22 protein-coding genes are annotated in these 25,879 nt (G+C 69.7%); 15 read left to right on the top strand and 7 right to left on the bottom strand.

Going from position 1 to position 25,879, the window contains the following annotated elements:
* Positions 1 to 158 precede the first annotated feature (158 nt).
* The 7 genes from gltB to XM48_RS13460 all read left to right on the top strand — a co-directional run bounded on the left by gltB (position 159) and on the right by XM48_RS13460 (position 11,517).
* Positions 159 to 4,790, top strand: a complete 4,632-nt coding sequence (gene gltB, locus XM48_RS13490) for a glutamate synthase large subunit (RefSeq protein WP_046456408.1) — start codon at positions 159 to 161, stop codon at positions 4,788 to 4,790.
* On the top strand, positions 4,783 to 6,228 hold the full coding sequence (locus XM48_RS13485; RefSeq protein WP_046456356.1) for a glutamate synthase subunit beta: 1,446 nt from the start codon (positions 4,783 to 4,785) through the stop codon (positions 6,226 to 6,228). The genes gltB and XM48_RS13485 overlap by 8 nt, the downstream gene beginning before the upstream one ends.
* Positions 6,229 to 6,316: 88 nt before the next feature.
* Positions 6,317 to 6,961, top strand: a complete 645-nt coding sequence (locus XM48_RS13480) for an NAD(P)-dependent oxidoreductase (RefSeq protein WP_046456355.1) — start codon at positions 6,317 to 6,319, stop codon at positions 6,959 to 6,961.
* Positions 6,962 to 7,025: 64 nt separating this feature from the next.
* Positions 7,026 to 8,633, top strand: a complete 1,608-nt coding sequence (locus tag XM48_RS13475; protein ID WP_046456354.1) for a methyltransferase — start codon at positions 7,026 to 7,028, stop codon at positions 8,631 to 8,633.
* A gap of 10 nt (positions 8,634 to 8,643) precedes the next feature.
* The gene (gene hisD / locus XM48_RS13470) at positions 8,644 to 9,966 is read left to right on the top strand and encodes a histidinol dehydrogenase (protein WP_197074215.1); all 1,323 of its coding nucleotides are present in this window, start codon (positions 8,644 to 8,646) and stop codon (positions 9,964 to 9,966) included.
* Positions 9,966 to 10,469: a transcriptional regulator NrdR gene (gene nrdR, locus XM48_RS13465; RefSeq protein WP_046456352.1), complete on the top strand. Its 504-nt coding sequence runs from the start codon at positions 9,966 to 9,968 to the stop codon at positions 10,467 to 10,469. Before hisD ends, nrdR begins: the two co-directional genes overlap by 1 nt.
* A gap of 13 nt (positions 10,470 to 10,482) precedes the next feature.
* Positions 10,483 to 11,517: a quinone-dependent dihydroorotate dehydrogenase gene (locus XM48_RS13460; protein ID WP_046456407.1), complete on the top strand. Its 1,035-nt coding sequence runs from the start codon at positions 10,483 to 10,485 to the stop codon at positions 11,515 to 11,517.
* Between the two features lie 58 nt (positions 11,518 to 11,575).
* On the opposite strand, the gene XM48_RS13455 is transcribed toward XM48_RS13460, so the two are convergent.
* Positions 11,576 to 12,154: a DUF3043 domain-containing protein gene (locus tag XM48_RS13455; protein ID WP_046456351.1), complete on the bottom strand. Its 579-nt coding sequence runs from the start codon at positions 12,152 to 12,154 to the stop codon at positions 11,576 to 11,578.
* Between the two features lie 163 nt (positions 12,155 to 12,317).
* On the opposite strand from XM48_RS13455, the gene XM48_RS13450 reads away from it, so the two are divergent.
* The 6 genes from XM48_RS13450 to XM48_RS17090 all read left to right on the top strand — a co-directional run bounded on the left by XM48_RS13450 (position 12,318) and on the right by XM48_RS17090 (position 16,825).
* Complete coding sequence (locus XM48_RS13450; RefSeq protein ID WP_046456350.1) at positions 12,318 to 12,683, top strand: iron-sulfur cluster assembly accessory protein; 366 nt, start codon at positions 12,318 to 12,320, stop codon at positions 12,681 to 12,683.
* 142 nt (positions 12,684 to 12,825) lie between these two features.
* Positions 12,826 to 13,680: a cytochrome c oxidase subunit II gene (gene coxB / locus XM48_RS13445; protein ID WP_084821180.1), complete on the top strand. Its 855-nt coding sequence runs from the start codon at positions 12,826 to 12,828 to the stop codon at positions 13,678 to 13,680.
* Between the two features lie 5 nt (positions 13,681 to 13,685).
* Positions 13,686 to 15,332 (top strand): cytochrome c oxidase subunit I, encoded by a 1,647-nt coding sequence (ctaD, locus tag XM48_RS13440; RefSeq protein WP_046456348.1) that lies wholly within the window; start codon positions 13,686 to 13,688, stop codon positions 15,330 to 15,332.
* Positions 15,333 to 15,354: 22 nt separating this feature from the next.
* Positions 15,355 to 15,777, top strand: coding sequence for a cytochrome c oxidase subunit 4 (locus XM48_RS13435; RefSeq protein WP_046456347.1), 423 nt, complete (start codon positions 15,355 to 15,357; stop codon positions 15,775 to 15,777).
* Positions 15,778 to 15,786: 9 nt separating this feature from the next.
* Complete coding sequence (locus XM48_RS13430; RefSeq protein WP_046456346.1) at positions 15,787 to 16,230, top strand: GNAT family N-acetyltransferase; 444 nt, start codon at positions 15,787 to 15,789, stop codon at positions 16,228 to 16,230.
* Complete coding sequence (locus tag XM48_RS17090; protein WP_052961517.1) at positions 16,217 to 16,825, top strand: TetR/AcrR family transcriptional regulator; 609 nt, start codon at positions 16,217 to 16,219, stop codon at positions 16,823 to 16,825. The genes XM48_RS13430 and XM48_RS17090 overlap by 14 nt, the downstream gene beginning before the upstream one ends.
* 1,398 nt (positions 16,826 to 18,223) lie before the next feature.
* On the opposite strand, the gene XM48_RS13420 is transcribed toward XM48_RS17090, so the two are convergent.
* Genes XM48_RS13420 through XM48_RS13405 form a run of 4 tightly spaced genes read right to left on the bottom strand, consistent with a single transcriptional unit; the run spans position 18,224 to position 22,403 of the window.
* Entirely contained in the window at positions 18,224 to 19,837 is a 1,614-nt protein-coding gene (locus XM48_RS13420; RefSeq protein WP_046456345.1) for a cytochrome bc complex cytochrome b subunit, read from the bottom strand.
* Positions 19,834 to 20,913, bottom strand: coding sequence for a ubiquinol-cytochrome c reductase iron-sulfur subunit (locus tag XM48_RS13415; protein ID WP_046456344.1), 1,080 nt, complete (start codon positions 20,911 to 20,913; stop codon positions 19,834 to 19,836). Before XM48_RS13415 ends, XM48_RS13420 begins: the two co-directional genes overlap by 4 nt.
* Before the next feature lie 46 nt (positions 20,914 to 20,959).
* On the bottom strand, positions 20,960 to 21,760 hold the full coding sequence (locus XM48_RS13410) for a c-type cytochrome (protein ID WP_046456343.1): 801 nt from the start codon (positions 21,758 to 21,760) through the stop codon (positions 20,960 to 20,962).
* Positions 21,761 to 21,779: 19 nt separating this feature from the next.
* Entirely contained in the window at positions 21,780 to 22,403 is a 624-nt protein-coding gene (locus tag XM48_RS13405) for a heme-copper oxidase subunit III (protein ID WP_046456342.1), read from the bottom strand.
* Positions 22,404 to 22,650: 247 nt separating this feature from the next.
* Here XM48_RS13405 and trpD point away from each other — a divergent pair, with 247 nt between their 5' ends.
* Both trpD and ybaK read left to right on the top strand, forming a co-directional pair.
* A complete protein-coding gene (gene trpD, locus XM48_RS13400; RefSeq protein ID WP_046456341.1) occupies positions 22,651 to 23,712 on the top strand; it encodes an anthranilate phosphoribosyltransferase in 1,062 nt (353 codons plus the stop codon).
* Between the two features lie 33 nt (positions 23,713 to 23,745).
* Positions 23,746 to 24,252, top strand: a complete 507-nt coding sequence (gene ybaK / locus XM48_RS13395; protein WP_046456340.1) for a Cys-tRNA(Pro) deacylase — start codon at positions 23,746 to 23,748, stop codon at positions 24,250 to 24,252.
* 60 nt (positions 24,253 to 24,312) lie between these two features.
* Here ybaK and pdxY read toward each other — a convergent pair whose 3' ends face one another.
* Entirely contained in the window at positions 24,313 to 25,164 is an 852-nt protein-coding gene (pdxY, locus tag XM48_RS13390) for a pyridoxal kinase PdxY (protein WP_046456339.1), read from the bottom strand.
* Between the two features lie 91 nt (positions 25,165 to 25,255).
* A complete protein-coding gene (locus tag XM48_RS13385) occupies positions 25,256 to 25,864 on the bottom strand; it encodes a phosphoribosylanthranilate isomerase (protein WP_046456338.1) in 609 nt (202 codons plus the stop codon).
* Positions 25,865 to 25,879 lie beyond the last annotated feature (15 nt).

Below are 25,879 nucleotides of genomic sequence, written 5' to 3'. Positions count from 1 at the left end.
CAGAAAGTTCGCCGCCGAATTGCATTCGCCGAAGAAGTCGCTGCTATTCTCAAAGCTCCCACTCCGCTCACGGCGGCACGGCAATGATGCCGACCGGTGCACCCGTCGAGCGAGTCTCCACGCGGGCCGCCGACGTCCCGATGATCGAGAGGACGTCGATGCGAACGACTCCTGCGACCCCGAACCCGGCCGTGACGAGCGGATTCCCCGCTGCGACCGGCCTCTACCGCCCGGAGGACGAGCGCGACGCGTGCGGCCTCGCCGCGATCGTGGCCCTGACGGGAGCGCCCGGACACGAGGTCATCTCGCAGGCGCTCGAGGCGCTCGAGCACCTCGAGCACCGCGGCGCGGTCGGTTCCGACGCGGGCACCGGCGACGGCGCCGGGATCCTGAGCGATCTGCCCGACGCGCTGATCCGCGCCGAGTTGGCCGAGCACGACCCCGAAGCGGTGCTGCCGGAACCCGGCCGCTATGCGGCGGGCCTCGCGTTCCTGCCGCAGTCCTCCACCGAGCGGCGCGCGGTGCGCTACCGCATCGCGGCGATCGCCGCGGAGGAGTCGCTCGACGTGATCGCCTGGCGTCCCGTCTCGGTACGTTCGGAGGTGCTCGGCGAGAGCGCGCGCGAGGCGGCTCCGCGGATCGAGCAGCTGATCCTCGCACCGCGCGTCGACGAGGCCGGGGGAGCCGCGCTGCTCGGCCAGGTGCGCCCCATCGACACCGACGAGCTCGAACGCCGCGCCTTCCGCACCCGGAAGCGGGTCCAGAACGAGACGGGCGTCTACCTGCCCTCGCTCAGTGCGCGCACCATCGTCTACAAGGGCATGGTCACCACCCTGCAGCTCTCCGGCTTCTACCCGGAGCTGTCCGACGAGCGCTTCGCGAGCCGCTTCGCGATCGTGCACTCGCGCTACTCGACGAACACCTTCCCGTCCTGGCACCTCGCCCAGCCGCTGCGCCTCGTCGCGCACAACGGCGAGATCAACACGGTGCGCGGCAACCGGAACTGGATGCGGGCGCGCGAGGCGCAGCTCGAGAGCGACCGCCTCGGCGACGTGCGGCAGCTCGCGCCCATCTGCTCCGACGGCGGCAGCGACTCGGCCAGTTTCGACGAGGTGCTCGAACTCCTGGTGATGGCGGGACGCAGCCTGCCGCACGCGCTCGCGATGATGGTGCCCGAGGCGTGGGAATCCGAGCGGGGCCTCAGCCCCGAGCTCGTCGAATTCCTCGAGTACCACTCGCTGCTCATGGAGCCGTGGGACGGACCCGCCGCCATGATCGCGACCGACGGCACCGAGCTCGTGGCGCTGCTCGACCGCAACGGCCTGCGGCCGGGACGCTATCTCGTGACGAGCGACGGCACCATGGTGATCGCCAGCGAGACGGGCGTGCTCGACATCGCCCCGGAGCGCGTGGTCAAGCGCGGGCGCCTGCAGCCCGGCCGCATGCTCGCGGTGAACCTCGCGACCGGCGAGATCCGTGACGACGAGACCGTGAAGAACGAACTGGCCGGTCTCGCGCCCTGGGGCGAGTGGCTCGACGAGGGGCGGATCCGCCTGTCGGACCAGCCCGAGCGCGAGCACCTGATGCACCCGCCGGCCTCGATCACCCGGCGCCAGCGCACATTCGGCTACACCGACGAGGAGCTGCGGCTGCTGCTCACTCCCATGGCGCGCGAGGGCATCGAGCCAATCGCGGCGATGGGCACGGACACCCCGATCGCGGTGCTGAGCGAGCGGCCGCGGCTCATCTTCGACTACTTCGTGCAGCAGTTCGCGCAGGTGACGAACCCGCCGCTCGACGCGCTGCGCGAGGAGCTCATCACGAGCCTGCGCGCGGGCATGGGGCCGCAGGAGAACCTGCTCACCCAGTCCGCGGCGCACGCCCGGCAGGTGATCCTCGACTTCCCGGTCATCGACAACGACGCCCTCGCGCGGATCCAGCACTTCGGCGAGGACTTCGAGCGCGAGCGCGCGGTCGCGCTGCGCGGCCTCTACCCGGTCGACTTCGGGGCGAAGGGCCTCGCCGACCGGCTCGAAGCGCTCTGCTGGGAGGCCAGCGCGGCGGTCGACGCCGGCGCCGAGTTCCTGGTCATCTCGGATCGAGATTCGAACAAGGACCTCGCGCCCGTGCCCTCGCTGCTGGCGGTCTCCGCCGTGCACCACCACCTCATCCGGGAGGGGCAGCGCATGCGTGTCGCGCTCATCGCCGAGGCCGGCGACGTGCGCGAGGTGCACCACGTGGCGGCGCTCATCGGCTACGGCGCGGCGGCGGTGAACCCGTACCTCGCGATGGAGACCGTCGGCCTGCTCGTGCGCGACGGCTCGATCGGCGGCGTGACCGAGGAGCAGGCGATCGCCCGGCTGATCAAGGGCCTCGGCAAGGGCATGCTCAAGGTGATGAGCAAGATGGGCATCTCGACCGTCGCCTCCTACTGCGGCGCGCAGACCTTCGAGGCGGTCGGGCTCGCGCAGGACGTGGTCGACCGGTACTTCACCGGGACCGCCTCGCGACTCGGCGGGGTCGGGCTCGACGTGATCGCTGCGGAGGTCGCCGCGCGCCACCGCTCGGCCTACCCGGACGACGCGGCGACGCTCGCGCACCAGCGGCTCGCCACCGGCGGGGAGTACCGGTGGCGGCGCGGCGAGGAACCGCACCTCTTCGACCCCGAGACGATCTACAAGCTGCAGCACGCCACCCGCACCGGGCGCCGCGAGATCTTCTCGGAGTACACGCGGCGGGTGAACGAGCAGCAGGAACGGCTCATGACGCTGCGCGGTCTGTTCCGGTTCTCCGCGCAGCGGCCGCCAGTCCCGCTCGGCGAGGTCGAGCCGGTGAGCGAGATCGTGAAGCGCTTCGCGACGGGAGCCATGAGCTACGGCTCCATCTCGCCCGAGGCGCACCAGACGCTGGCGATCGCCATGAACCGGCTCGGCGGCAAGTCGAACACGGGCGAGGGCGGCGAGAGCGACGAACGGCTCATCGATCCCGAGCGCCGGAGTGCGATCAAGCAGGTCGCCTCGGGCCGGTTCGGGGTCACCTCGATGTACCTCACGAACGCCGACGAGATCCAGATCAAGCTCGCGCAGGGCGCGAAGCCCGGCGAGGGCGGCCAGCTGCCGCCCGCGAAGATGTACCCCTGGATCGCGCGCACCCGGCACGCGACGCCCGGGGTCGGCCTCATCTCGCCGCCGCCGCACCACGACATCTACTCGATCGAGGATCTCAAGCAGCTGATCTTCGACCTCAAGCGGGCGAACCCCTCGGCGCGCATCTCGACGAAGCTCGTCGCGCAGTCGGGCATCGGTCCGGTGGCCGCGGGCGTCGCGAAGGCGCTCTCCGACGTGATCCTCGTCTCGGGGCACGACGGCGGCACGGGCGCGAGCCCCATGAACTCGCTCAAGCACGCGGGATCCCCGTGGGAGCTCGGCCTCGCCGAGGCGCAGCAGACCCTCATGCTCAACGGCCTGCGCGAGCGCGTGGTGCTGCAGGCGGACGGGCAGCTGAAGACGGGCCGCGACGTCGTGATCGCGGCGCTGCTCGGCGCCGAGGAGTTCGGCTTCGCGACGGCCCCGCTCGTGGTGTCCGGCTGCATCATGATGCGGGTCTGCCACCTCGACACCTGCCCCGTCGGCGTCGCGACGCAGAACCCGGAGCTGCGCGAGCGCTTCACCGGGCAGGCGGAGCACGTCGTCAACTTCTTCCGCTTCATCGCGGAGGAGGTGCGCGAGATCCTGGCCTCGCTCGGCTACCGCACGCTCGACGAAGCGGTGGGCGACACCGCGGCGCTCGACGTCGACGATGCGATCCGGCACTGGAAGGCCGACGGACTCGATCTCTCGCCGATCCTGCGGGGCCCGGACTTCGACGAGTCGGCGCCGCGGCGCAGCGGCCGGGAGCAGGATCACGAGCTCGCCGAGCACTTCGACGCCGGCCTCATCGAGATCTCGACCGACGCGCTCGAACGGCGCGAGCCGGTGATCATCGACCTGCCGATCAGCAACATCGACCGCGCGGTCGGCACGATGCTGGGGCACGAGGTGACGCGCCGCTTCGGCGCGGAGGGGCTCGCCCCCGCGACGATCGACGTCACGCTGACGGGGTCCGCGGGCCAGTCGCTGGGGGCCTTCCTCCCGACCGGCATCGCCCTGCGCCTCGTGGGCGACGCCAACGACTACGTCGGCAAGGGCCTCTCGGGCGGCGAGATCTCGATCCGCCCCGATCCGAACGCCGGGCACCCGGCCGCGGACAACGTGATCGCGGGCAACGTGATCGGCTACGGCGCGACGAGCGGATCGCTCTGGATCGCCGGCGTCGTGGGGGAGCGGTTCATGGTGCGCGGCTCCGGCGCGACCGCGGTCGTCGAGGGCACGGGCGATCACGCGCTCGAGTACTTCACCGGTGGTTTCGCGCTGATCCTCGGTCCGACGGGGCGCAACATCGGCGCCGGCATGTCGGGCGGCGAGGCCGTGCTGCTCGACCTCGACCCGGCCGACGTCAACGCGGCGGAGCTCGGTTCGGGCGACCTGCTGCTGACCCCCGTCCCGCAGGAGCTGCGCGAACGGATCGTCGGCCTGCTCGGGCGGCACGTCGAACAGACCGGATCGGAGCTGGCGGAGACGCTGCTCGGCGACATCGAGACGGATCCCGAGGCCGCGTTCGCGCGCTTCACGCGGATCATCCCGAAGAACTACTCGCGCGTGCTCGAGATCCGCGAGCGCGCCGGAGCGACCGGGGCGGATCCCGACGGCGAACAGGTGTGGAACGAGATTCTGGAGGCGACCCATGGCTGACCCGCGCGGATTCCTGAAGACCCGCGAGCGCGAGCTCGCGCCCAAGCGCCCGGTCGCGCTGCGCCTCATGGACTGGCGGGAGGTCGTCGACCCGGCGAACCCCGGCATGGTGCAGCGCCAGGCCTCGCGCTGCATGGACTGCGGCGTCGCGTTCTGCCACCAGGGCTGCCCGCTCGGCAACCTGATCCCCGAGTGGAACGACCTGATGTACCGGGGTCGCGAGCGCGAGGCGATCGAGCGGCTGCACGCGACGAACAACTTCCCCGAGTTCACGGGGCGCGCGTGCCCGGCGCCGTGCGAGTCGGCTTGCGTGCTCGGCATCAACCAGCCGGCGGTCACGATCAAGCAGATCGAGAACAGCATCATCGACCAGGCGTTCGCGAACGGCTGGGTGCAGCCGCAGCCGCCCGAGCGGCTCTCAGGCAAGACGGTCGCGGTCGTCGGCTCGGGTCCCGCCGGCCTCGCCGCGGCCCAGCAGCTCACCCGCGCGGGTCATACCGTGGTCGTCTACGAGCGCGACGAGGAGCCGGGCGGCCTGCTGCGCTTCGGGATCCCCGACTTCAAGCTCGAGAAGGAGCTGGTGAGCCGCCGGGTCGAGCAGCTCCGGGCCGAGGGCACCCGGTTCCGCTGCGGGATCGAGATCGGCGGCGACATGAGCTGGGCCGAGCTGCGGCGCCGCTTCGACGCGGTCGTCGTCGCTACGGGATCGACGATCCCGCGGCCGCTGCCGATCGACGGCCGCGACCTCGCTGGCGTGCATTACGCGATGGAGTACCTGACCGCGCAGAACCGCATGGGCGGGCTCCCCGGCGCCCCGATCGACGCGGCCGGCAAGCACGTGATCGTGATCGGCGGCGGCGACACCGGCGCGGACTGCGTGGGCACCGCCCACCGCCAGGACGCCGCGTCGGTGACGAGTCTCGCGATCGGGCGTCGTCCCGCCGAGAGCCGCACCGACGCGCAGCCCTGGCCCGTGCATCCGACGCTGTTCGAGGTGTCGAGCTCGCACGAGGAGGGCGGCGAGCGGAAGTACCTGGCCTCGACGGTCGAGTTCGTCGGCGACGACGCCGGCCGCGTGACGGGCCTGCGGGTCGCCGAGACGGGGTTCACCGAGGAGGGGCGTGTGCCGATCCCCGGGACCGAGCACCTCCTCGAGGCCGACCTGGTGCTCATTGCGATGGGCTTCACCGGACCCGAGACGATCGACGACGCCGGCTTCGCGCTGCCCGTCGCGCGCCGGGGGGCGTTCGCCCGCGCGGCCGACTTCTCGACCGAGCTGCCCGGCGTCTACGTCGCGGGCGACGCCGGCCGCGGGCAGTCGCTGATCGTCTGGGCGATCGCCGAAGGCCGGGCCGCGGCGGCCGCGGTCGACCGGCACCTGACCGGCTCGACGGAGCTCCCGGCGCCCGTCGGCGCGAACGACCGCGCGTTCGCCTGATCCGGAGAAACGCCGGATACGGTCGGAATAGGCCCCGGCCGAGTCCGGTTGTGGCCAACGACCCCAACACTCGGTGAAAGGACGGAACATGACTCGTGTGACAGTCATCGGCGGCAGCGGATACGCGGGCTCCCACATCGTGGAGGCCGCGGCGGTGCGCGGGCTCGAGGTGACGAGCGTGACCCGCAAGGAAGCGCCGAACCAGATCGCGAACGTGCGCTACACCACCGGATCCATCACCGACCCGGCCGACCGCGCGCGCGTGCTCGCCGAGTCCGACGTGGTCGTCGTCGCGGCGTCACCGCGCGGGGACATGGTCGATGCGCTGCGTCCCGCCATCGCCGAGTTCGCCGCCGAGGCGGACGCCGCGGGCGTGCGGTTCGGCGTGGTCGGCGGGGCGGGTTCCCTGCTGGTCCGCGAGGGCGGCCCGATGGCGGCCGAGACGCCCGAGTTCGGCGACGAGTACCGGCCCGAGGCGCTCACCATGGCCGGTGTGCTCGAGGATCTGCGGGGGACCCCCGAGAGCCTCGACTGGTTCGTCATCTCGCCTCCCGGCGACTTCGGCCCCTGGATCGCCGGCGAGTTCCGCGGCGAGTACCGGGTGGGCGGCGACCTCCCCGTCGTCGCTGCCGACGGCAGCTCGACCATCGGCGGCGCCGACTTCGGCGTGGCCGTGGCCGACGAGATCGAGCAGCCGGCGCACCGCCGGGCCCGGTTCACCGTCGCCTACTGAGCCGCTCCGCCCGTTCCAGCTTCGGGCGTGCCCGGGACCTCCGGGCACGCCCTACGCTGGAACGGTGCATCTCGAACCCGAACTGATCGACCGGCTCGCCGCCGACCTCGCCGCCGCCGACTACCGCGTCCCCGCGGTGCGGGAACGCCTCGGTGCCGCCGCCGATGACGCGCGGCAGCGCGGGGTCTTCGCGGCTGCGACCGCCGTGCTCGACGCAACCGAGGCCGAAGCGGGCGCGGACCCGCTCGGCACCCTGATCCGGCTGCTGCTGCTCGGCGAACCCCTGCGGCCCGAGCGGATCGACGCCGCGCTGCCCGAGCTCGGCGCGGCGGGCGCACGCGCGCTCGGCGTGCTCGTCCCGAGCGGCGACGAACTCTCGATCGCGCTGTCGCTGAGCCCCGTGCTCGCGAACGACGCGATCGCCGACGATCCCCGGCACTGGTGGATCCTCTCCGACCTCGACGACCAGCTGCGCCGCGGCCCCGCACGCAGCGATCACGTCATGGGCGTCGGGGGAGCCACGCGCTCCCTCATCTCCCAGGCCCCCGCCCAGCCGGTCGAACGCTCGCTCGACCTCGGCACGGGATGCGGCATCGTGGCACTGCACCTCGCGCTCCGCGGCCCGGTCGTCGCCACCGACATCTCGGAGCGGGCGCTCGCGCTGGCACGCGCGAACGCGCGGCTCAACGGGCTCGCCGATCGGATCGAGTTCCGCCGGGGCGATCTGTTCGCCCCGGTCGCGGGCGACCGCTTCGACCTGATCCTCTCGAACCCGCCCTTCGTGATCACGCCGCGGGAGCCGGGCGCGGCCGTCTACGAGTACCGCGACGGCGGGCGCACGGGCGACGAACTCGCCGCGGACGTCGTGCTTGCGGCGCCCGAGCACCTGCGGACCGGGGGCACGATGCTGTGCCTCGCCAACTGGGAATCGCCGTGGGGCGAGAACGGGCTCGAGCGGGTGCGCGGCTGGATCGAGGACGCCGCGGGCCGTCTGGGCGACGATTCGCTCGCCGCGTGGGTGATCGAGCGGGATCGCGTGCTCCCGGTGCAGTACGCCGAGACCTGGGCGCGCGACGGCGGCGCCCGGCCCGGCGACCCCGCGTTCGACGCGCTCGTCGCCTCCTGGCTGCGCGATTTCGCCGCCCGGCGCGTCGTGTCCATCGGGCTGGGCGCGATCCGGATCCGCCGGCTCGCCGCAGCCGCGGCCTCCGCAGCCGCGGCCTCCGCGGCCCTCGGCGCCGCGGAATCGCGCGCCGGTGCACCGCTGATCCACCTGGAGCAGGCCACCGGAGCCTTCGCGCCGGAGCGACTCGGAACGCTGCTCGAATCGGCCTTCGACGCCGGGCTCGCCGCAGCGGCGAAGCGCAGCGCGGACGCGCTCGATGCCCACTGGCTGCTCGACCGGGCCGTGGTCGAGGAGCGCGAGCACGTGCCCGGACAGGAGGCCCCGAGCTCGATCGTGCTGCGCACCGATCGGCCGATCGCGCGCCGGGTCGCCGCGGATCCGCTGCTGGCCGCCGCGGTGGGCGCCTGCGACGGCGAGCTCACGCTCGGGCAGATCGCGGACGCGCTCGCGACCCTGCTCGAGGTCGATGCGTCGGCGGCTCGGGAAGCGCTGGTCGCCGGTGCCCGGGAGCTCGCGTGGTTCGGAATGCTGCAGCCGATAGACTGAGCGCAATATGATGCGCACGATCGACCTCCGCGGCCGCGAGCTGAGCCGCGCCGAACTGCTGCAATTGGTCCCCAGGGCCGCCGTCGACACCGGCATCGCCGTCGAGCGGATCCGCCCGCTCGTCGACGCGGTCCGCGATCGGGGCGAGGCCGCGCTGCGCGAGCAGGCGCGCGATTTCGACGGGGTCGAGGGGCACGCGCTCCGGGTGCCCGAGGCCGAGATCGCGGCATCGCTCGCGAGTTGCCCGCCCGAGATCGAACAGGCGCTCCGCCTGCTGGCCGAGCGGCTGCACGTCGCCTCGGCCGCCCAGGTGCCCGAGCCGCGCACCACGCGCTTCGGCGACGGCGCCGTCATCCGGCAGCGCTGGCAGCCGGTGTCGCGGGTGGGGCTCTACGCGCCCGGCGGCAAGGCCGCGTACCCGTCCTCGGTGCTCATGAACGCCGTCTCGGCCCAGGCCGCCGGCGTGCCGAGCCTCGCGCTCGCCTCGCCCGCGCAGCGGGAGCACGGGGGAGGCGTGCACCCCGCGGTGCTCTGGGCCGCGGCGATCGTGGGCGTCACCGAGGTCTACGCCATCGGCGGCGCCGGCGCCATCGCGGCCTTCGCGCACGGAGTGCCGAGCATCGGGCTCGATCCGGTCGACGTGGTCACCGGTCCGGGCAACGTCTTCGTGGCCGCCGCCAAGCGGGTGGTCAACGGACTCGTCGGCATCGACTCCGAGGCCGGAACGACCGAGATCCTTGTGATCGCCGACGGCACCGCCGAGCCGGGCTTCGTCGCCGCGGACCTCATCAGCCAGGCCGAGCACGACGAGGCGGCCGCCTCGGTGCTCGTGACCGACTCGCCCGAACTCGCGGAGCGCGTCGGAGCCGAGGTCGAGCGCCGTGCCGCGCGCACCCGGCACGCGGAGCGCGTGCGCCAGGCGCTCGGCGGCCCGCAGTCCGCGGTGATCCTGGTCGACGACCTCGCCACGGCGGCGCGCGTGAGCGACGCGTACGGCCCCGAGCACCTCGAAGTGCAGACCGCCGATCCCGAAGCGCTGCTCGGCTCGCTGTCCAACGCGGGTGCCATCTTCCTGGGCGGGCACACGCCCGTGAGCCTCGGCGACTACCTCGCCGGTTCGAACCACGTGCTGCCCACCGGCGGCACCGCCCGTTTCGCGGCCGGGCTCGGCGCGCACACCTTCTTGCGCCCGCAGCAGGTCATCTCCTACGAGCGCGACGCGCTGTCGGAGGTGCACGAGCCGCTGCTCGCCATCGCCGGCGCAGAGGGGCTACCCGCGCACGGCGAGGCGGTCACCGCCCGCTTCGAATCCGAGACCGAGGGGACCGTCTGATGCACTGCCCGTTCTGCCGCCACCCCGATTCCCGGGTCATCGACTCCCGCACCTCAGACGACGGCCTGTCGATCCGTCGCCGGCGCCAGTGCCCCGAGTGCGGCCGCCGGTTCAGCACCACCGAGACCGCGAGCCTCACCGTGATCAAGCGCTCCGGCGTGGTCGAGCCGTTCAGCCGCGAGAAGGTCATGAGCGGAGTCCGCAAGGCCTGCCAAGGCCGCCCGGTCACCGAGGCCGACCTCGCGATCCTCGCCCAGCGCGTCGAGGAATCGGTCCGCTCCGCGGGCATCGCGCAGTTCGAGGCCAACGAGATCGGCCTCGCGATCCTGCCACACCTCCGCGAGCTCGACGAGGTGGCGTACCTGCGCTTCGCGAGCGTCTACCAGGCCTTCGAATCGCTCTCCGACTTCGATTCGGCGATCGCCGAGCTGCGGGCGCACCCGCGCACGGGGTCCATGCCGAGCATCGACGAGCCCGCTTCGATCCAGAACCCCCAGGAGTAGCCGCACCATGCGCCTGTACCCCCAGCTCTTCAACACGCTGCTGCGCCGCATGGACCCCGAGCAGGCCCACCACCTGGCGTTCGGCGTCATCAAGGGAGCCCCGGCGGCCGGAGCGGCGCTCCGCGCCCTCTGCGCTCCCGATCCCTCGCTGCGCGTCCGCGCGCTCGGCCTCGACTTCCCGAGCCCCTTCGGGCTCGCCGCGGGCTTCGACAAGAACGCCGAGGGCATCCTCGGCCTCGGCGCCTTCGGCTTCGGCCACGTCGAGGTCGGCACCCTGACCAGGCACGCGCAGCCCGGCAACCCGAAGCCGCGCATGCATCGCCTGGTCGACGACCGCGGGCTCATCAACCGCATGGGCTTCAACAACGGGGGATCCGCGGCCGCGGTGGCCCGAATCGAGCGCGCTCGGCTGTCGCGGCACCGCCCGATCATCGGCGTGAACATCGGCAAGAGCCGGGTCACCGAGGTCGATGACGCGGTGCAGGACTACGTGTGGAGCGCGCAGCGCCTCGCGCCCGTCGCCGACTACCTCGCCGTCAACGTGAGCTCACCGAACACGCCCGGGCTGCGCGGACTGCAGGAACTCTCCATGCTCCGTCCGCTGCTCGCCGAGGTGCGCGACGCGGCCCAGGGCACGCCGCTCCTCGTGAAGATCGCCCCCGATCTCGACGACCCGCAGATCGACGGCATCGTCGATCTGGTGGGGGAGCTGGGCCTCGACGGCATCATCGCCACCAACACCACCATCTCGCGCGAGGGGCTCACCGCCCCGGCGTCGGAGGTCGAGGCGATGGGCGCGGGCGGCCTGTCCGGCGCACCGCTCAAGGAGCGCTCGCTGGAGGTTCTGCACCGGATCCGCGCGGCAGCGCCCGCCGATCTCTGCGTCGTCTCGGTCGGGGGGATCACCACGGCCGCCGACGTGCGCGAGCGGCTGGACGCCGGCGCGACCCTCGTGCAGGGCTTCACCGCCTACATCTACGAAGGTCCGTTCTGGGCCCGCGAGATCAACCGGGGGCTCGCCGCTTCCGGCTGGCGGCAGCACGCATAGGAACGCACAGAAAAGGGAGCGGAGGCGATGCCTCCGCTCCCTTCTTTCGTCGTCCCGATCAGTTCGGGTACTGGCGGCGCTTGACCTGCGGCTTCGGCATCCGCAGGAAGCGCATCTGGAACGCGCGCATGGCGGCGTACCAGCGGAAGCCCTTCTGGACGTTCTCCTTGCCGAACTTCGCCGCGAGCTTGCCGTTCAGGCGCACGCCGAGGAGCACCGAGTCGAGCACCGCGAGGGCGACGAAGCCCCAGACGATGAAGACGCTGTAGACGCCGGCCATGCCGGGCAGGAACGTGCCGAGCAGCATGAGCAGCATGAGGGGGATGAGGATCTCGCCCATGCTGAAGCGCGCATCGACGAAATCGCGCACGTAGCGGCGCTGCGGGCCGCGGTCGCGTGCGGTGAGGTAGCGCTCCTCGCCGTTCATCATGCCGAGGCGCGCGCGATCGCGGTCGGCCATCTGGCGCTGACGCGCGGCCTTCATCGAGGCCTTGTCGCGGCTGCCGACGAGCGGCTGCGCGTTCGCGGCCTGCGCGGCCTTGCGGCTCGGCGTGGGGCGCCCCTTGCCGACGACCGGTTCCGTCGCTCCGCTCTCAACGCTCGGCTTCGACGAATCTTCGGTCCGCTTCGGTGCCACGCCCGACTCCTTGACTGCTTCTGGGCGCCGCGTCGATCGCGACGCCGCCCTCGTGCGCCCGACGATTGTGCGGGCCGTCCTCCAGGATACCCGGTGCGCATGTGAGCGACGCGCGCGGGCGTAGACTTGATTCAGACATGTTCATCGCGAGCAAGGAGTCGGTGTGAGCACTGATACCCAGACCCCCGAGGTCGAGGCCCCGGCGCACGGCGTCAAGCTGTCCGAGACGGCACAGGACAAAGTCCGCAGCCTGCTCTCGCAGGAGGGTCGTGACGACCTCCGCCTGCGCATCGCAGTGCAGCCCGGAGGCTGCTCCGGCCTCATCTACCAGCTCTACTTCGACGAGCGCGTGCTTGACAACGACGCCGTCGTCGACTTCTCCGGCGTCGAGGTGATCGTCGACCAGATGAGCAAGCCCTACCTGGACGGCTCGACCATCGAGTTCGAGGACACGATCCAGAAGCAGGGCTTCACCATCGACAACCCCAACGCCCAGGGCAGCTGCGCCTGCGGCGACAGCTTCAGCTGAACCGAAGATCCTGCGACGCACCGGCCCGTGTCCTGGGCGCTTGCCGGATCGCGCTAAGCTGTCAGGGAGTCATCAGTTTCGCCTGCCCGCCGGGTGGCGAACATCACGTTTCGAAAGGTATGCGGTGCGTTCCAATCGTCGAATGAAATGGGTCGCGACCCCACTCGCGCTGGCTGCAGCGCTGGTGCTCGCAGGCTGCACCTCCGAGCAGCAGCGGGGCTTCCTCCCCGCTGGCTCCGAAGGCGCGACGAACCATACGGACGGCATCACCAGCCTCTGGGTCAACTCCTGGATCGTGCTGCTCGCCGTCGGTGTGATCACCTGGGGTCTGATCATCTGGGCGGCGATCGCATACCGCCGTCGCAAGGGCCAGACCGGCATGCCGGTGCAGCTGCGCTACAACATGCCCATCGAGACCTTCTTCACGATCGTCCCGGTCATCCTGGTCATCGGCTTCTTCGCCTTCACCGCGCAGGAGCAGTCCAAGATCGAGGCGCGGGATCCCAACCCCGAGAACGTGGTCGAGGTCTTCGGTAAGCGCTGGGCGTGGGACTTCAACTACGTGAAGGACGACGTCCACTTCCAGGGCGTGCAGGTCCAGACCGACAAGAAGGGCTCGGCCAAGCCCGAGACCATGCCGGTGCTCTACCTGCCCGTCAACAAGACGACCGAGATCCGTCTCGAGTCGCGCGACGTCATCCACTCGTTCTGGGTCGTGGACTTCCTCTACAAGAAGGACATGATCCCGGGCAAGACCAACTACATGACCTTCACGCCCACCAAGACGGGCACCTTCATGGGCAAGTGCGCCGAGCTCTGCGGCGAGTACCACTCGATGATGCTGTTCGAGGTCAAGGTCGTGAACCAGGACGAGTACGACGCATACGTCAAGTCGCTGCGCGAGCAGGGCAAGACGGGTCTGGTCGGCAACGATCAGAACCCGAACCAGGATCTGTTCGCCGCTCCGGCCGCCGCCGGTGAAAAGCACGAGGGATAAGGCACATGAAGAAGGGCAACGTATTCGTCACGTGGATCACGTCCACGGACCACAAGGTGATCGGATACATGTATCTGATCAGCTCCTTCGTGTGGTTCCTGATCGGTGGCCTCATGGCCCTCGTGATCCGCGCCCAGCTGTTCGCTCCCGGCCTCGAGATCGTCGCCACCAAGGAGCAGTACAACCAGCTGTTCACCATGCACGGCACGATCATGCTGCTCATGTTCGCGACGCCGCTGTTCGCCGGCTTCGCCAACGTGATCATGCCCCTGCAGATCGGCGCCCCTGACGTCGCCTTCCCGCGACTGAACGCCTTCGCCTTCTGGCTCTACACCTTCGGCTCGCTCATGGCGGTCGGCGGCTTCCTCACCCCGCAGGGCGCGGCCTCCTTCGGCTGGTTCGCCTACTCGCCCCTCTCCGGTATGACCTTCTCGCCGGGCGTGGGCGGCAACCTCTGGGTGCTCGGCCTCGGCGTCAGCGGCTTCGGCACGATCATGGGCGGCGTGAACTTCATCACCACGATCATCACCATGCGCGCTCCGGGCATGACCATGTGGCGCATGTCCGTGTTCACCTGGAACACGCTCATCACCTCGATCCTGGTGCTCCTCGTCTTCCCCGTGCTCGCCGCGGCCTTCTTCGGCCTCGCAGCCGACCGCATCTTCGGTGCGCACATCTACGACGGCCAGGGCGGCGCCATTCTCTGGCAACACCTCTTCTGGTTCTTCGGGCACCCCGAGGTCTACATCATCGCGCTGCCGTTCTTCGGCATCGTCTCCGAGATCTTCCCGGTGTTCAGCCGCAAGCCGATCTTCGGCTACAAGACCCTGATCTACGCGACCATCTCGATCGCGGCCCTGTCGATGACCGTGTGGGCGCACCACATGTACGTCACCGGCTCGGTGCTCCTGCCGTTCTTCGCCCTGATGACCATGCTCATCGCGGTTCCGACCGGCGTGAAGATCTTCAACTGGCTCGGCACCATGTGGCGCGGCTCGATCACCTTCGAGACCCCGATGCTCTGGTCGATCGGCTTCCTCGTGACCTTCGTCTTCGGCGGTCTCACGGGTGTCATCCTCGCCTCGCCGGCGCTCGACTTCCACCTGTCCGACACCTACTTCGTCGTGGCGCACTTCCACTACGTCGTGTTCGGTACCGTCGTGTTCGCGATGTTCGCGGGCTTCTACTTCTGGTGGCCGAAGTGGACCGGCAAGATGCTCAACGAGCGTCTCGGCAAGATCCACTTCTGGGTGCTCTTCATCGGCTTCCACACGACCTTCCTCATCCAGCACTGGCTGGGCGTCATGGCCATGCCGCGTCGCTACTACACCTACCTCCCCGAGGACGGTGTCACCTGGATGAACCAGCTCTCGACCGTGGGCGCGATGATCCTCGGCGCTTCGATGATCCCGTTCCTCCTGAACGTGTACATCACCTCGCGCCGCGCACCGAAGGTGACCGTGAACGACCCGTGGGGCTTCGGCCGCTCGCTCGAGTGGGCGACCTCCTGCCCGCCGCCGCGTCACAACTTCACCTCGATCCCGCGTATCCGCACCGAGTCGCCCGCCTTCGACCTCAACCACCCCGAGGTCAGCGGCATCCAGCAGGTCGGCCAGGAGAGCGAGCAGCACGAGCTCGCCCCCAAGAAGTGACGACTGAGAGGCAACGAACGACATGAAGTCCAACATCGTCATCTTCTGGATCCTGACCGCGTACCTGGTGCTCCTGGCAGCCGTCTACACCGTCTGGAACCTCATCGACCACGGCGGCGTCGAGTGGGTCGGATCCACCGCGATCCTGCTCTCGGGCGGCCTCACCGGCTTCATCGCCTTCTACCTGCAGCTCACGCGCAGCAAGCAGGGCGGCGAGCTGATCGAGGACCTCGAGGACTCGGACATCGACGACGGCGACCCCGAGCTGGGCGAGTTCAGCCCGTGGAGCTGGTGGCCGATCGTCCTCGCCTTCGGTGCGTCGCTGGTCGTCCTCGGCCTGTGCATCGGATTCGAGTTCTGGCTCGCGTTCCTCGCAGCACCGATCGTGCTCGTGGGCGTGGTCGGCTGGGTCTACGAGTACTACCGCGGCAACTTCGCCCGCTAAGGAACTCGCGTGGGAATCACGATTCGACGGGGCCAGATCGAAGACGCTGCGGCGCTCTTCGATCTGGCTCGCCAGTATCAGACCGGCCGTGAGCCGATCGGCCGCGACGAGTTCCTCGTCGGTCTCGACAACGTGCTCCGGCGCCGCGACCACGAGACCAACGTGCTCTTCGTCGCCGAGCTCGACGAGAAGGTCGTCGGCTACTCGCTGACGACCGTCTCCCGGTTGCTGCACGCACCGGGCCTGACGGCCCACCTGCAGGAGATCGTCGTCGATTCAAACTCTCGCGGGCACGGCATCGGCGATCGCCTGATGCAGGCCAACGAGCACTACTGCATGGGGCGCGGCGTGCGTCAGCTGTCCGCGTCGACCGCTCGCATCGGTTCGTTCTACAACCACCGAGGGTTCGAGGCGGTCGGGGAGCACTACCGGAAGATCCTTGACCTCGGATAGCCAGTTTTTTGCTCCCGCCCGTCCCCGGCGTCGTCCGGGCGAGAACCGGGAGCGCCTGATCGAGGCCGGACTCATCGAGTTCGGCCTCTTCGGCTATCACGGAGCATCGACCGCGGGCATCGCCGCCCGGGCCGAAGTTCCACAGCCGCACGTCTACGCGAGTTTCCCGTCCAAGGGGGAGCTCTTCCTCGCGGTCGTGCGTCGCGTTGCGGAGCGGCTTGCGGGGCCGACCGCATTGGCTCCCGCCGGCACCGGCGAAGGCCTTCTCGGCGGGGCGCCCGATGAAGTTCCTGCTGGTGTGCCTGCTGGCGCCCACGGACCCGGTCTCGACGCGGGCGGCGAGGGCTCGGATGCGCGCGAGAGCGAGAGCCACGGCGCTGGTGAGCGTGAGCGCGACGGCGCTGCCGAGGGCGAGAGCCACGGCGCTGCCGCGGCTCGAGTGCTGCTGCAGGCGATCGCTCTTGCCGCAGACGCTCAGCTGGGACCGGAGCTCCACCTCGAGCTCTCGACGCTGCGCACCAGGATCGGCGCGTCTGCGTTCGATGAGCTGGTGCTGCGTGGCGCGCAGCTGCTGCTCACTGGGCCGGAGGCCTAGCCGGCCGCTGGTTGGACAGGGCGCGGCCGCCGCTGTTGGACAGCCACCTCGCTGCGACACAGCCCTCCCCGTTGCGCAGAAACGGGTTCTGAGCCGGCGCCGGCGTGCACTCGCCGTCCCGAGCTCGCGCATCTCACTCGGCCGTTTGGCGGTGCGGGCACACGTTCAGAAGGAGATCCGCGTTCAGAAGGAGACGAACGGCGAAGTTCGTCCGGAAGAACGCGAATCTCCTTCCGACGGTAGGGCCTGAGTGGATCCTCTGAGCTCGACGTCGGCCCTGGGACGCGTTGGCGCGTGGGAACTGGCCCGGCAGAAGAGGGTGAGAGTCTCGTCGACGGGGGCCGTCGCATCCACGGCGTCCAGGGCTTGCACGGCATCCAGGGCTTGCACGGCATCCAGGGCTTGCACGGCATGCGCGGCGTCGACCGAGGTCTTGGAGCCCGTAACGCGTGGCGTCGCAGGCCCTCGGGCGGCCCGGGCGCGCACGCTTGCGCGGACCGACGCATGCGCGCCCGGGTGTCTTTCGGGCGAACACGCGCGGGTCCGCGCGACCGCCGGGGCTTGAAACGGGGTCCGAGGGTGTTGAGATGCCCGCCCGCCTGCACCGAGTGGCGGCAAACGCATCGAATGCGGGCTCATAAGACCGCTTTGGCGCCGCTCGGCATCAATGGCGGTGCGTTGGGGCGGGAGAGGGCGCGTGCTGGTCACGGTGTGCGCGTGGTGGGCTCGCCGGGGTCAGGGCCAGAGCCAGGGCCAGTGCACGAGCACAGGGCACGAGCACAGGGCACGAGCAGAGCCGGCGCGAGCAGAGCCGGCGCGACAGCCAGGGCCAAGATCACGGGGCCAGTATTCAGGTGTAGGGGGAGAGGCGAGAGGACGAGAGGAGCTGCCTCTCGAACTTGGCGGGCGGCAGATGAGCTGCGGGAGACGCCGCGACGCGCTGCAGCGGATCTGGCCCGGACTTCTCGAGCCCGTGCGAGCCTACGCCTCGGGTATCGTGCGTGGGATCTCGGATCTCGGATCTCGGATCTCGGATCTTCGGACTCCGGCGCACAGGGTCCTGGTGACATCGCCGGGCTCTGGAGACCTGGTGAAATTGCCGGGTAGGGGAGCCGATGCGGTCGCCGATGGGAGAGCGCCGCGTGAGCGGAGTCTCACGTGAGCGGAGGCCGCACGTGGGGGAACGATCATTCCCCTACAACAGCATCTTCGCCCGCGAGACTCTCAGCACCAAGACTTGCCCGCCCAAGTGCCCAGCCCGACGGCCCAGCCCGACGGCCCAGCCCGACGGCCCAGTCCCACGAAGCCCAACCAGCGCCGGCACTCAGCACGCAAAAAACGGGTGGGCCTCCGCAGGAACGAATCCTGCGGAGGCCCACCCGTTGTTCAGCCCGAGAGTCAGTGACCCTCGTGGTGGCTCTGCTCGATCTCACCCTTGGTCGGGGGAACGATACGGTCCTCGAAGAACCAGCGGCTGACGCCGGCGCGCAGACGACGCGAGAAGGGAATCTTGCCCTCGTCGTTCGGGCGCAGCATGAGCGGTGCGTAGTCGTGGTAGCTGACGAGCTTCCAGGACTCGTAGTCGCTGAGCGGCTTGTGCACCTCGATGAACTCGCCACCGGGCATGCGCACGATGCGTCCCGACTCGTAGCCGTGCAGAGCGATCGAACGATCCTTCTTCTGCAGGCCGAGGCAGATGCGCTTCGTGACCTGGTAGGCGACGATCGGGCCGAGGATCAGAAGAGCCTGCAGCGCGTGGATCACACCCTCCATGGAGAGCTGGAAGTGCGTGGCCATGAGGTCCGAGCTCGCACCGGCCCACATCACGGCGTAGAAGGTCACGCCGGCGGCGCCGATCGCGGTACGCGTGGGAGCGTTGCGGGGGCGGTCCAGGATGTGGTGCTCGCGCTTGTCGCCGGTGACCCACGCCTCGATGAAGGGGTAGATCATGACGAGCACGATGAACAGACCGATGATGATCAGCGGCAGGAGCATGTTGAACGACCAGGTGTAGCCGAACCACTCCGCCTCGAGCCCCGGCGGGACCAGACGCAGCATGCCGTCCGCGAAGCCGATGTACCAGTCGGGCTGGGTACCGGCGGACACCGGGGATGGGTCGTACGGTCCGTAGTTCCAGATCGGGTTGATTCCGACGAACGATGCGATGAGCACGATGACGCCGAACACGATGAAGAAGAAGCCGCCGGCCTTCGCCGCGTACACGGGGAGGACGGGGAAGCCGACCACGTTCTGCTGGGTCTTGCCCGGGCCTGCGTACTGCGTGTGCTTGTGGATGACCACGAACGCGAGGTGCAGCGCGACGAACAGGATCACGAGTGCGGGAAGCACCATGATGTGCAGCATGTAGAGGCGTCCGACGATCGCGGTGCCCGGGAACTCTCCGCCGAAGAAGAAGAAGGAGAGGTAGGTGCCGATGACCGGGATGGCCTTGATGATGCCGTCGATGATGCGGAGGCCGTTGCCCGAAAGCACGTCGTCGGGGAGCGAGTAGCCGGTGAAGCCCTCGGCCATCGCGAGGATGAAGAGGACGAAGCCGATCACCCAGTTGAGCTCGCGCGGCTTGCGGAACGCACCCGTGAAGAAGATGCGCAGCATGTGCAGGCCGATGGAGGCGACGAACAGCAGCGCGGCCCAGTGGTGGACGTGACGCATGAGCAGGCCGCCGCGCACCGAGAAGGAGATGTCGAGCGTCGACGCCATGGCGGCGGACATCTCGAGGCCCTTCATGGGCACGTAGGGACCGGTGTAGTGGGTTTCGACCATCGACGCCTGGAAGAACAGGGTCAGGAAGGTGCCCGACAGCAGGATGACGACGAAGCTGTAGAGCGCGACCTCACCGAGCAGGAACGACCAGTGGTCGGGGAACACCTTGCGGCCGAACTCCTTGACGGCGACACCGATCTTGGTGCGCTCATCGATGTAGTTCGCCGCGGCGGCGGTGAATCGGCTCGATCCGCTCGCGGTCGAGGTGGTGGTGGCGGTGCTGCTCACTTGAGACGCTCCCAGAAGCTCGGGCCGACGGGTTCATGGAAATCGCTCTGCGCGACGAGGTAGCCCTCTTCGTCCACCGTGATGGGGAGCTGGGGAAGGGGGCGCTTCGCCGGGCCGAAGATGACCTTGGCGTGCTCGGACACATCGAACTGCGACTGGTGGCAGGGGCAGAGCAGGTGGTGGGTGCGCTGCTCGTAGAGCGCCACCGGGCAACCGACGTGGGTGCAGACCTTCGAGTACGCGACGATGCCGTTGTACGACCAGGTCTTGCGGTCGGGGAGCTCCTTGAGGTCCGCAGGATCGAGGCGCATGAGCAGGACGATGGCCTTGGCCTTCTCGTCGAGCACGTGCTCTGCCTCGTGCAGGTTCTCGGGGATCACGTGGAAGGCCGATCCGATGGTGACGTCGGAGGCCTTGATCGGGACGCCGGAGGGGTCGCGGGCGAGACGGACGCCCTTGTCCCACATGGTGTGCTTCAGCAGCTCCACCGGATCCTTGTCCTGCGGAGCGAGACCGCGGAGCAGGGTGATGCCGGGGAGGGGGAACGCGACCAGGGCGCCGATGAGGCTGTTGCGCACGAGCGAACGGCGCGAGAAGCCCGACTCCTTGTCGGCGAGCTCGAACACCTCGGCCGAGGCCTCGCGGGTCGCGGTGTCGCTGGCGACCGGGTGGCGCTCGTCGATCGACTCGTGGTCGGCCATGAGGGCCTTGCCCCAGTGGACGGCACCGATGCCGACGGCGAGCAGCGCGAGCGCCATGCCCAGACCCACGAACAGGGTGTTCAGGCGGATGGCCATGAGATCCCCGGTCTCGATGGGGAAGAACATGTAGGCGAGGACCGAGCCGAGGCTGCCCGCGATCGACAGGTAGAAGAGAGTGAAGACGATGCGCTCGGCTCGCTTCTCCTTCTTCGGATCGGTGTCGGTGACACGCTTCCGGTGCGCAGGAAGGCCCGGGTTCTGAACGGCGTCGTCGGAGACGACCGCGGTACCGACCGCGACGTCACCTGCTGCGCCGTGGCTGCGGGCTGCGACAGCGGCGCTATCGCTGCCGCTGTTCATCGCTTCCTCTGCCATGTTGCTCCTTGATTCGTGATGTTTCACTGCTGATCCGCGTCCGTCGTCAGTTCGACTTCGCGGTGACCCAAACGGTGAAGGCGATGACGATGCCGAGGCCGATCACCCAGATGAAGAGGCCCTCGGCCACGGGGCCGATCGAACCGAGCGTGATACCGCCGACGGCGGGCTTGTTCTCGATGTACTTCAGGTAGGTGATGATGTCGGCCTTCTCCTGGGGGGAGATGTTCGCATCGTTGAAGACGGGCATGTTCTGCGGGCCGGTGATCATGGCCTCGTAGATGTGCGAGGGTGCGACGCCGGTCAGCTTCGGCGCGAACTTGCCCTGGGTGAGCGCACCGCCGGCCGCGGCCACGTTGTGGCACATGGCGCAGTTGATGCGGAAGATCTCGCCGCCCTTGGCCGCGTCGCCGTCGGCCTGGAGGTACTTCGAGTCGGGGATCGAGGGCCCGGGAGCCAGCGACGCGACGTACGCGGCGAGCTCGAGGGTCTGCTCCTCGGTGAACTGCTTCGGCTTGACCATGCCCTGCGGGCCCTGGAAGGCGAGGGGCATGCGGCCCGTGCCGACCTGGAAGTGCACGGCGGCGGCGCCCACACCCACGAGGGTGGGGCCGTCCTTGGTGCCCTGTGCGTTCATGCCGTGGCAAGTGGCGCAGTTGGCGCCGAACAGCTTCTGACCGGCCTCGATGGTCGAGGGAGCCTTCATATCGACCTCGGCGGTCGCGGAGGTCTGGCTGAACCCGGCGTACGCGCCGCCGGTGACGAGCAGACCGATGGCGACGAGGGCCACGGTCGCGAGCGGGTGCCGACGGCCGGACTTGCGGAGGTGCTTCTTGGCGCGAGCCATGTGACGAGTGCTCCTGACCTTACTTGAGGACGTAGATGACGAGGAAGAGGATGATCCAGACGATGTCGACGAAGTGCCAGTAGTAGGACACGACGACGGCCGTGGTCTCTTCCTTGTGCGTGAAGTTCTTGACCGCGTAGATGCGGCCGATCACGAGGAGGAAGGCGATGAGGCCGAGGGACACGTGGATTCCGTGGAAGCCGGTGGTCATGTAGAAGGCCGCACCGTAGGGGTCAGCGCCTTCGCCGCCGAGGGTCACGCCCTCCGAGACGAACGTCGCGTACTCCCAGGCCTGGCCCGCCACGAAGATGGCGCCCATGAAGAACGTGAGGTAGAACCACTCCACTGCGCCCCACTTGAGCGGGCTCTTGCCCGTGGCGCGAGGCTGCATGCGCTCGGCGGCGAAGACGCCGGCCTGGCACGTGAACGAGGAGGCAACCAGGATCAGCGTGTTGATGAGCGCGAAGGTGAAGTTGTGCTTTTCGGTCTGCTCGGCCCACAGCTCCGGGTTCATTGCCCGCAGCGTGAAGTAGATCGCGAAGAGGCCCGCGAAGAACATGACCTCGCTGCCGAGCCACACGATCGTGCCGACAGCGACGATATTTGGTCGCTTCACCGTGGGCACGGCTGACTTCGTATTCATAGTGGTCGTAGTCACCTCTCCATTATGGCTGAAAGTTCGGTGTGGAAATCGCACACGAGCGCGGCGTGCCGAACTTTCGGCGAGACCTCTCGAAAGCCTACCGCGGTTCGGAGCCGTTCTTGGCCGCTCAGCGCCGCCCATGCCCGAAGATCCTGCGCACCAGCCGGACGCGGTCCGGCGCGTCCGGTGCCGTTCGGGCTCCCGCGCCGCTTCGGGGCGCGGGTTTTCGCGCCGATAGGATTGCCGCATGATCGACGAACGCACCTGGCCGACCGTGCTCACTTCCCTCCTCTCGGGGGACGACCTCAGCGTGTCGCAGGCCGAGTGGGCCATGGCCGAGTTCATGGCCGGCACCGCGACGCAGGGGCAGATGGGCGCGTTCCTGGTCGCGCTGCAGTCGAAGGGCGTCACGGTCGACGAGATCGTCGGCTTCCGCGACGCGATCCTCGACGCGGCCCAGCCGATCGACCTGCCCGCGATGTCGCTCGACATCGTCGGCACGGGCGGCGACCGCTTCGGGACCGTCAACGTGTCGACCATGGCCTCCCTGATCGCCGCGTCCGCGGGGGTGCCCGTGGTGAAGCACGGGAACCGCGCCGCGAGCAGCAAGTCCGGTTCCTCCGATGTGCTGGGCGCCCTGGGCGTCCAGCTGATGCTCGAGCCCGAGCAGCTGCGCGCGGCGTTCGACCGCTCCGGGATCGCGTTCGTGCACGCGGCGAAGTTCCATACCGGGTTCCGGCACGTGGCGCCGGTCCGCGCCGAGATCGGGATCCCCACCGTCTTCAACTTCCTCGGACCGCTGTGCAACCCCGTGCGCCCGGAGGCCTCGGCGGTCGGCGTGGCGGACGTGGAGCGCGCTCCGCTGATCGCCGGCGTCTTCCAGATCCGCGGCGCCTCTGCCCTCGTGTTCCGCGGCGACGACGGGCTCGACGAGCTCACGACGACGGGGCACTCCCGGATCTGGGAGGTGAGCCGCGGCAGCATGACCGAGCACGACCTCGACCCGCGCGACCTCGGGATCGCGCGTGCGCGCATCGAGGACCTGGTCGGCGGCACTCCCGAGGAGAACGCCGACACGGTGCGGCGCGTCCTCGCGGGCGAGCGCGGACCGGTCCGCGACATCGCGGTGCTCAACGCCGCGGCGGGGCTCGTCGCATTCGACCTCGCGAAGACCCCCGAGTCCGTCGATCGTCCGATCCTCGAGCGGCTCGCCGAGCAGATCGGCAACGCCGAGCGCGCGATCGACTCGGGCGCCGCCGCGGCGAAGCTCGACGCCTGGGCGAGCGCGACCAGCGAGGCCGCCGCCTGACGGCGGCTCCGTCGACGCACCGCGAAGGACCCCGTGGCCAGATCGAACCGCGTGCCCGCGACTCCGGCGACCCGCGCGCTGCAGAACGCGGGGGTCGCGTTCGAGCCGAGGGTCTATTCGCACGATCCGCGCACGACCGACTACGGGGCGGAGGCGGTCGAACTGCTCGGAGTGCAGGCGGAGCGGGTGTTCAAGACGCTCATCGTGCGGTTCGCGCCGTCCGAGCGGAACCGCAGCGGCGCCGCCTGCGCGGTGATCCCGGTGGAGCGACGGTTATCCACCCACGAACTGGGCGCGGTGCTCGGTGAGAAGGGGATCGAGCTCGCGGATCCCGCGTTCGCCGAGCGGCGCACGGGGTACGTGGTCGGCGGGATCAGTCCGATCGGGCAGCGAACGCCCGTGCCGACGGTGATCGACGAGAGCGCGTGGGATCACGGGACCGTGCTCGTCTCGGGTGGGCGGCGGGGCTTCGACCTCGAACTCGCCCCCGAAGATTTGCGTCGGGTGCTCGACGCACGCTCGGCGGCGATCACTGCCTGAGCGACCCCGGCGTGCGGGACCTGCGACGGGCAGGAGCCCCGCGGCCCCGCACGGGCGCGGTCAGCGCAGGCGCTGCGCGGTGAAGGACGCGGTCGGGGCGACGTACTCCTCCTGAGACTCGACCAGCTGCAGCTCGCGCTGACCCGACTCAAGCGTGTTCTTGAGGAGGCCGTAGACGCTTGCGGCCGAGCGCTCGAGCGCGAACGCCAGGTCGCCGGTGCGCTGGAAGTGCGCGGAGAACAGCGCCGCGGTCACGTCGCCGGAGCCGTTGGCGTGGAAGGGCAGGTGCTGCGTCTGCACGATCCATGCGCCGGACTCTCCGACGGCGAGCATCTCGATCGTGTCGGCGGGACGGTCGGGTCGCTCGACGCTCGTGACGAGGACCGTGCGGGGGCCCTGCGCGCGCAGCAGCTCGACGGCGTCGAGCGTCTCGTCGATCGTCCGCGGGTCGGTGCCGGTGAGGAAGCCGAGCTCGAACTGGTTCGGGGTGAGCAGGTCCGCGTGCGGAACGACCCGATCCCGGATCAGCTCCTGCACCTCGGGCTTCACGAAGCAGCCCGAAGTCGCGTTGCCGAGCACGGGATCGCAGGCGTAGACGGCTGCGGGGTTGCGGCGCTTCACGCGGTCGACGGCATCGAGGATGGCATCGCCGATGTCGTCGGCTCCCTGGTAGCCCGAGAGCACGATGTCGACGTCGTCGAGACCGCCCCGCTCCTCGATCCCGGTGACGACCTCGCGCACGTCGGTTCCGCTGAGCAGCGGGCCGCGCCAGGCGCCGTAGCCGGTGTGGTTCGAGAAATGCACCGTGTACACCGGCATCACCTCGATCCCCATGCGCTGCAGGGGGAAGACCGCGGCCGAGTTGCCGACGTGGCCGTATGCGACGGAGGACTGGATGGAGAGGACCTTCATAGTCCTCGATCCTGGCACTGGTCCAGGTCGTGGTCCAGTCCGCGCGTTTCGCGATGGACCACGGATCGGATCGCGAAGCCCGCCGCGCGGCTCAGGCGTCGCGCGCGGCGCGCACGAAGCGCTCGATCGCGTCGAGATCCTTGACCCCGGGAGCGGACGACTCGACGCCGCTCGAGACGTCGACGCCCCACGGCGCGACCTCGTGGATCGCGGCCGCGACGTTCTCGGGGGCGAGGCCGCCCGCGAGGATCCAGTGCTCGCCGAGGCGCTCGCGATCGATAGCGCCGAGATCCCAGGTCTCTCCGGAGCCTGCGCGTGCGCCGTCGAGCAGCACGAGTTCCTCGCCGTGCTCGCCGGCCCGGAGCTCGGGCTCGCGGGCGAGGGACGTCGCGCGCCAGACGCGCGGGAGTCGCGCGACAGCCAGTGCGAAGTCGTCGTCGGAATAGCGGCCGTGCAGCTGCAGCACGTCGAAGCCGAGCGCCTCGACCGTCTCGACGGCCTGTCCGACCGGCATCTCGCGAACGACGAGAACGGTGTCCACGGGGCGATCCGCGACCGCGTCGAGCACGGCGCGCGCCTGTTCGGGAGAGGCGTGCCGCGGACTCGGCTCGCTCATCACCACGCCCACGGCGTCCGCGCCGAGGTCGGCCGCGCGCGTCGCGGCTTCGGCGGTGGTGAGTCCGCAGATCTTGACGTACACGCTCGAATCCTCCCG

Origin of the sequence: Leucobacter sp. Ag1 (genome assembly GCF_000980875.1) — a bacterium.
GTDB lineage: Bacteria > Actinomycetota > Actinomycetes > Actinomycetales > Microbacteriaceae > Leucobacter > Leucobacter iarius.
Note: the sequence above shows the minus strand (reverse complement) of the source record. Positions and strands in the feature narration are given on the sequence as shown.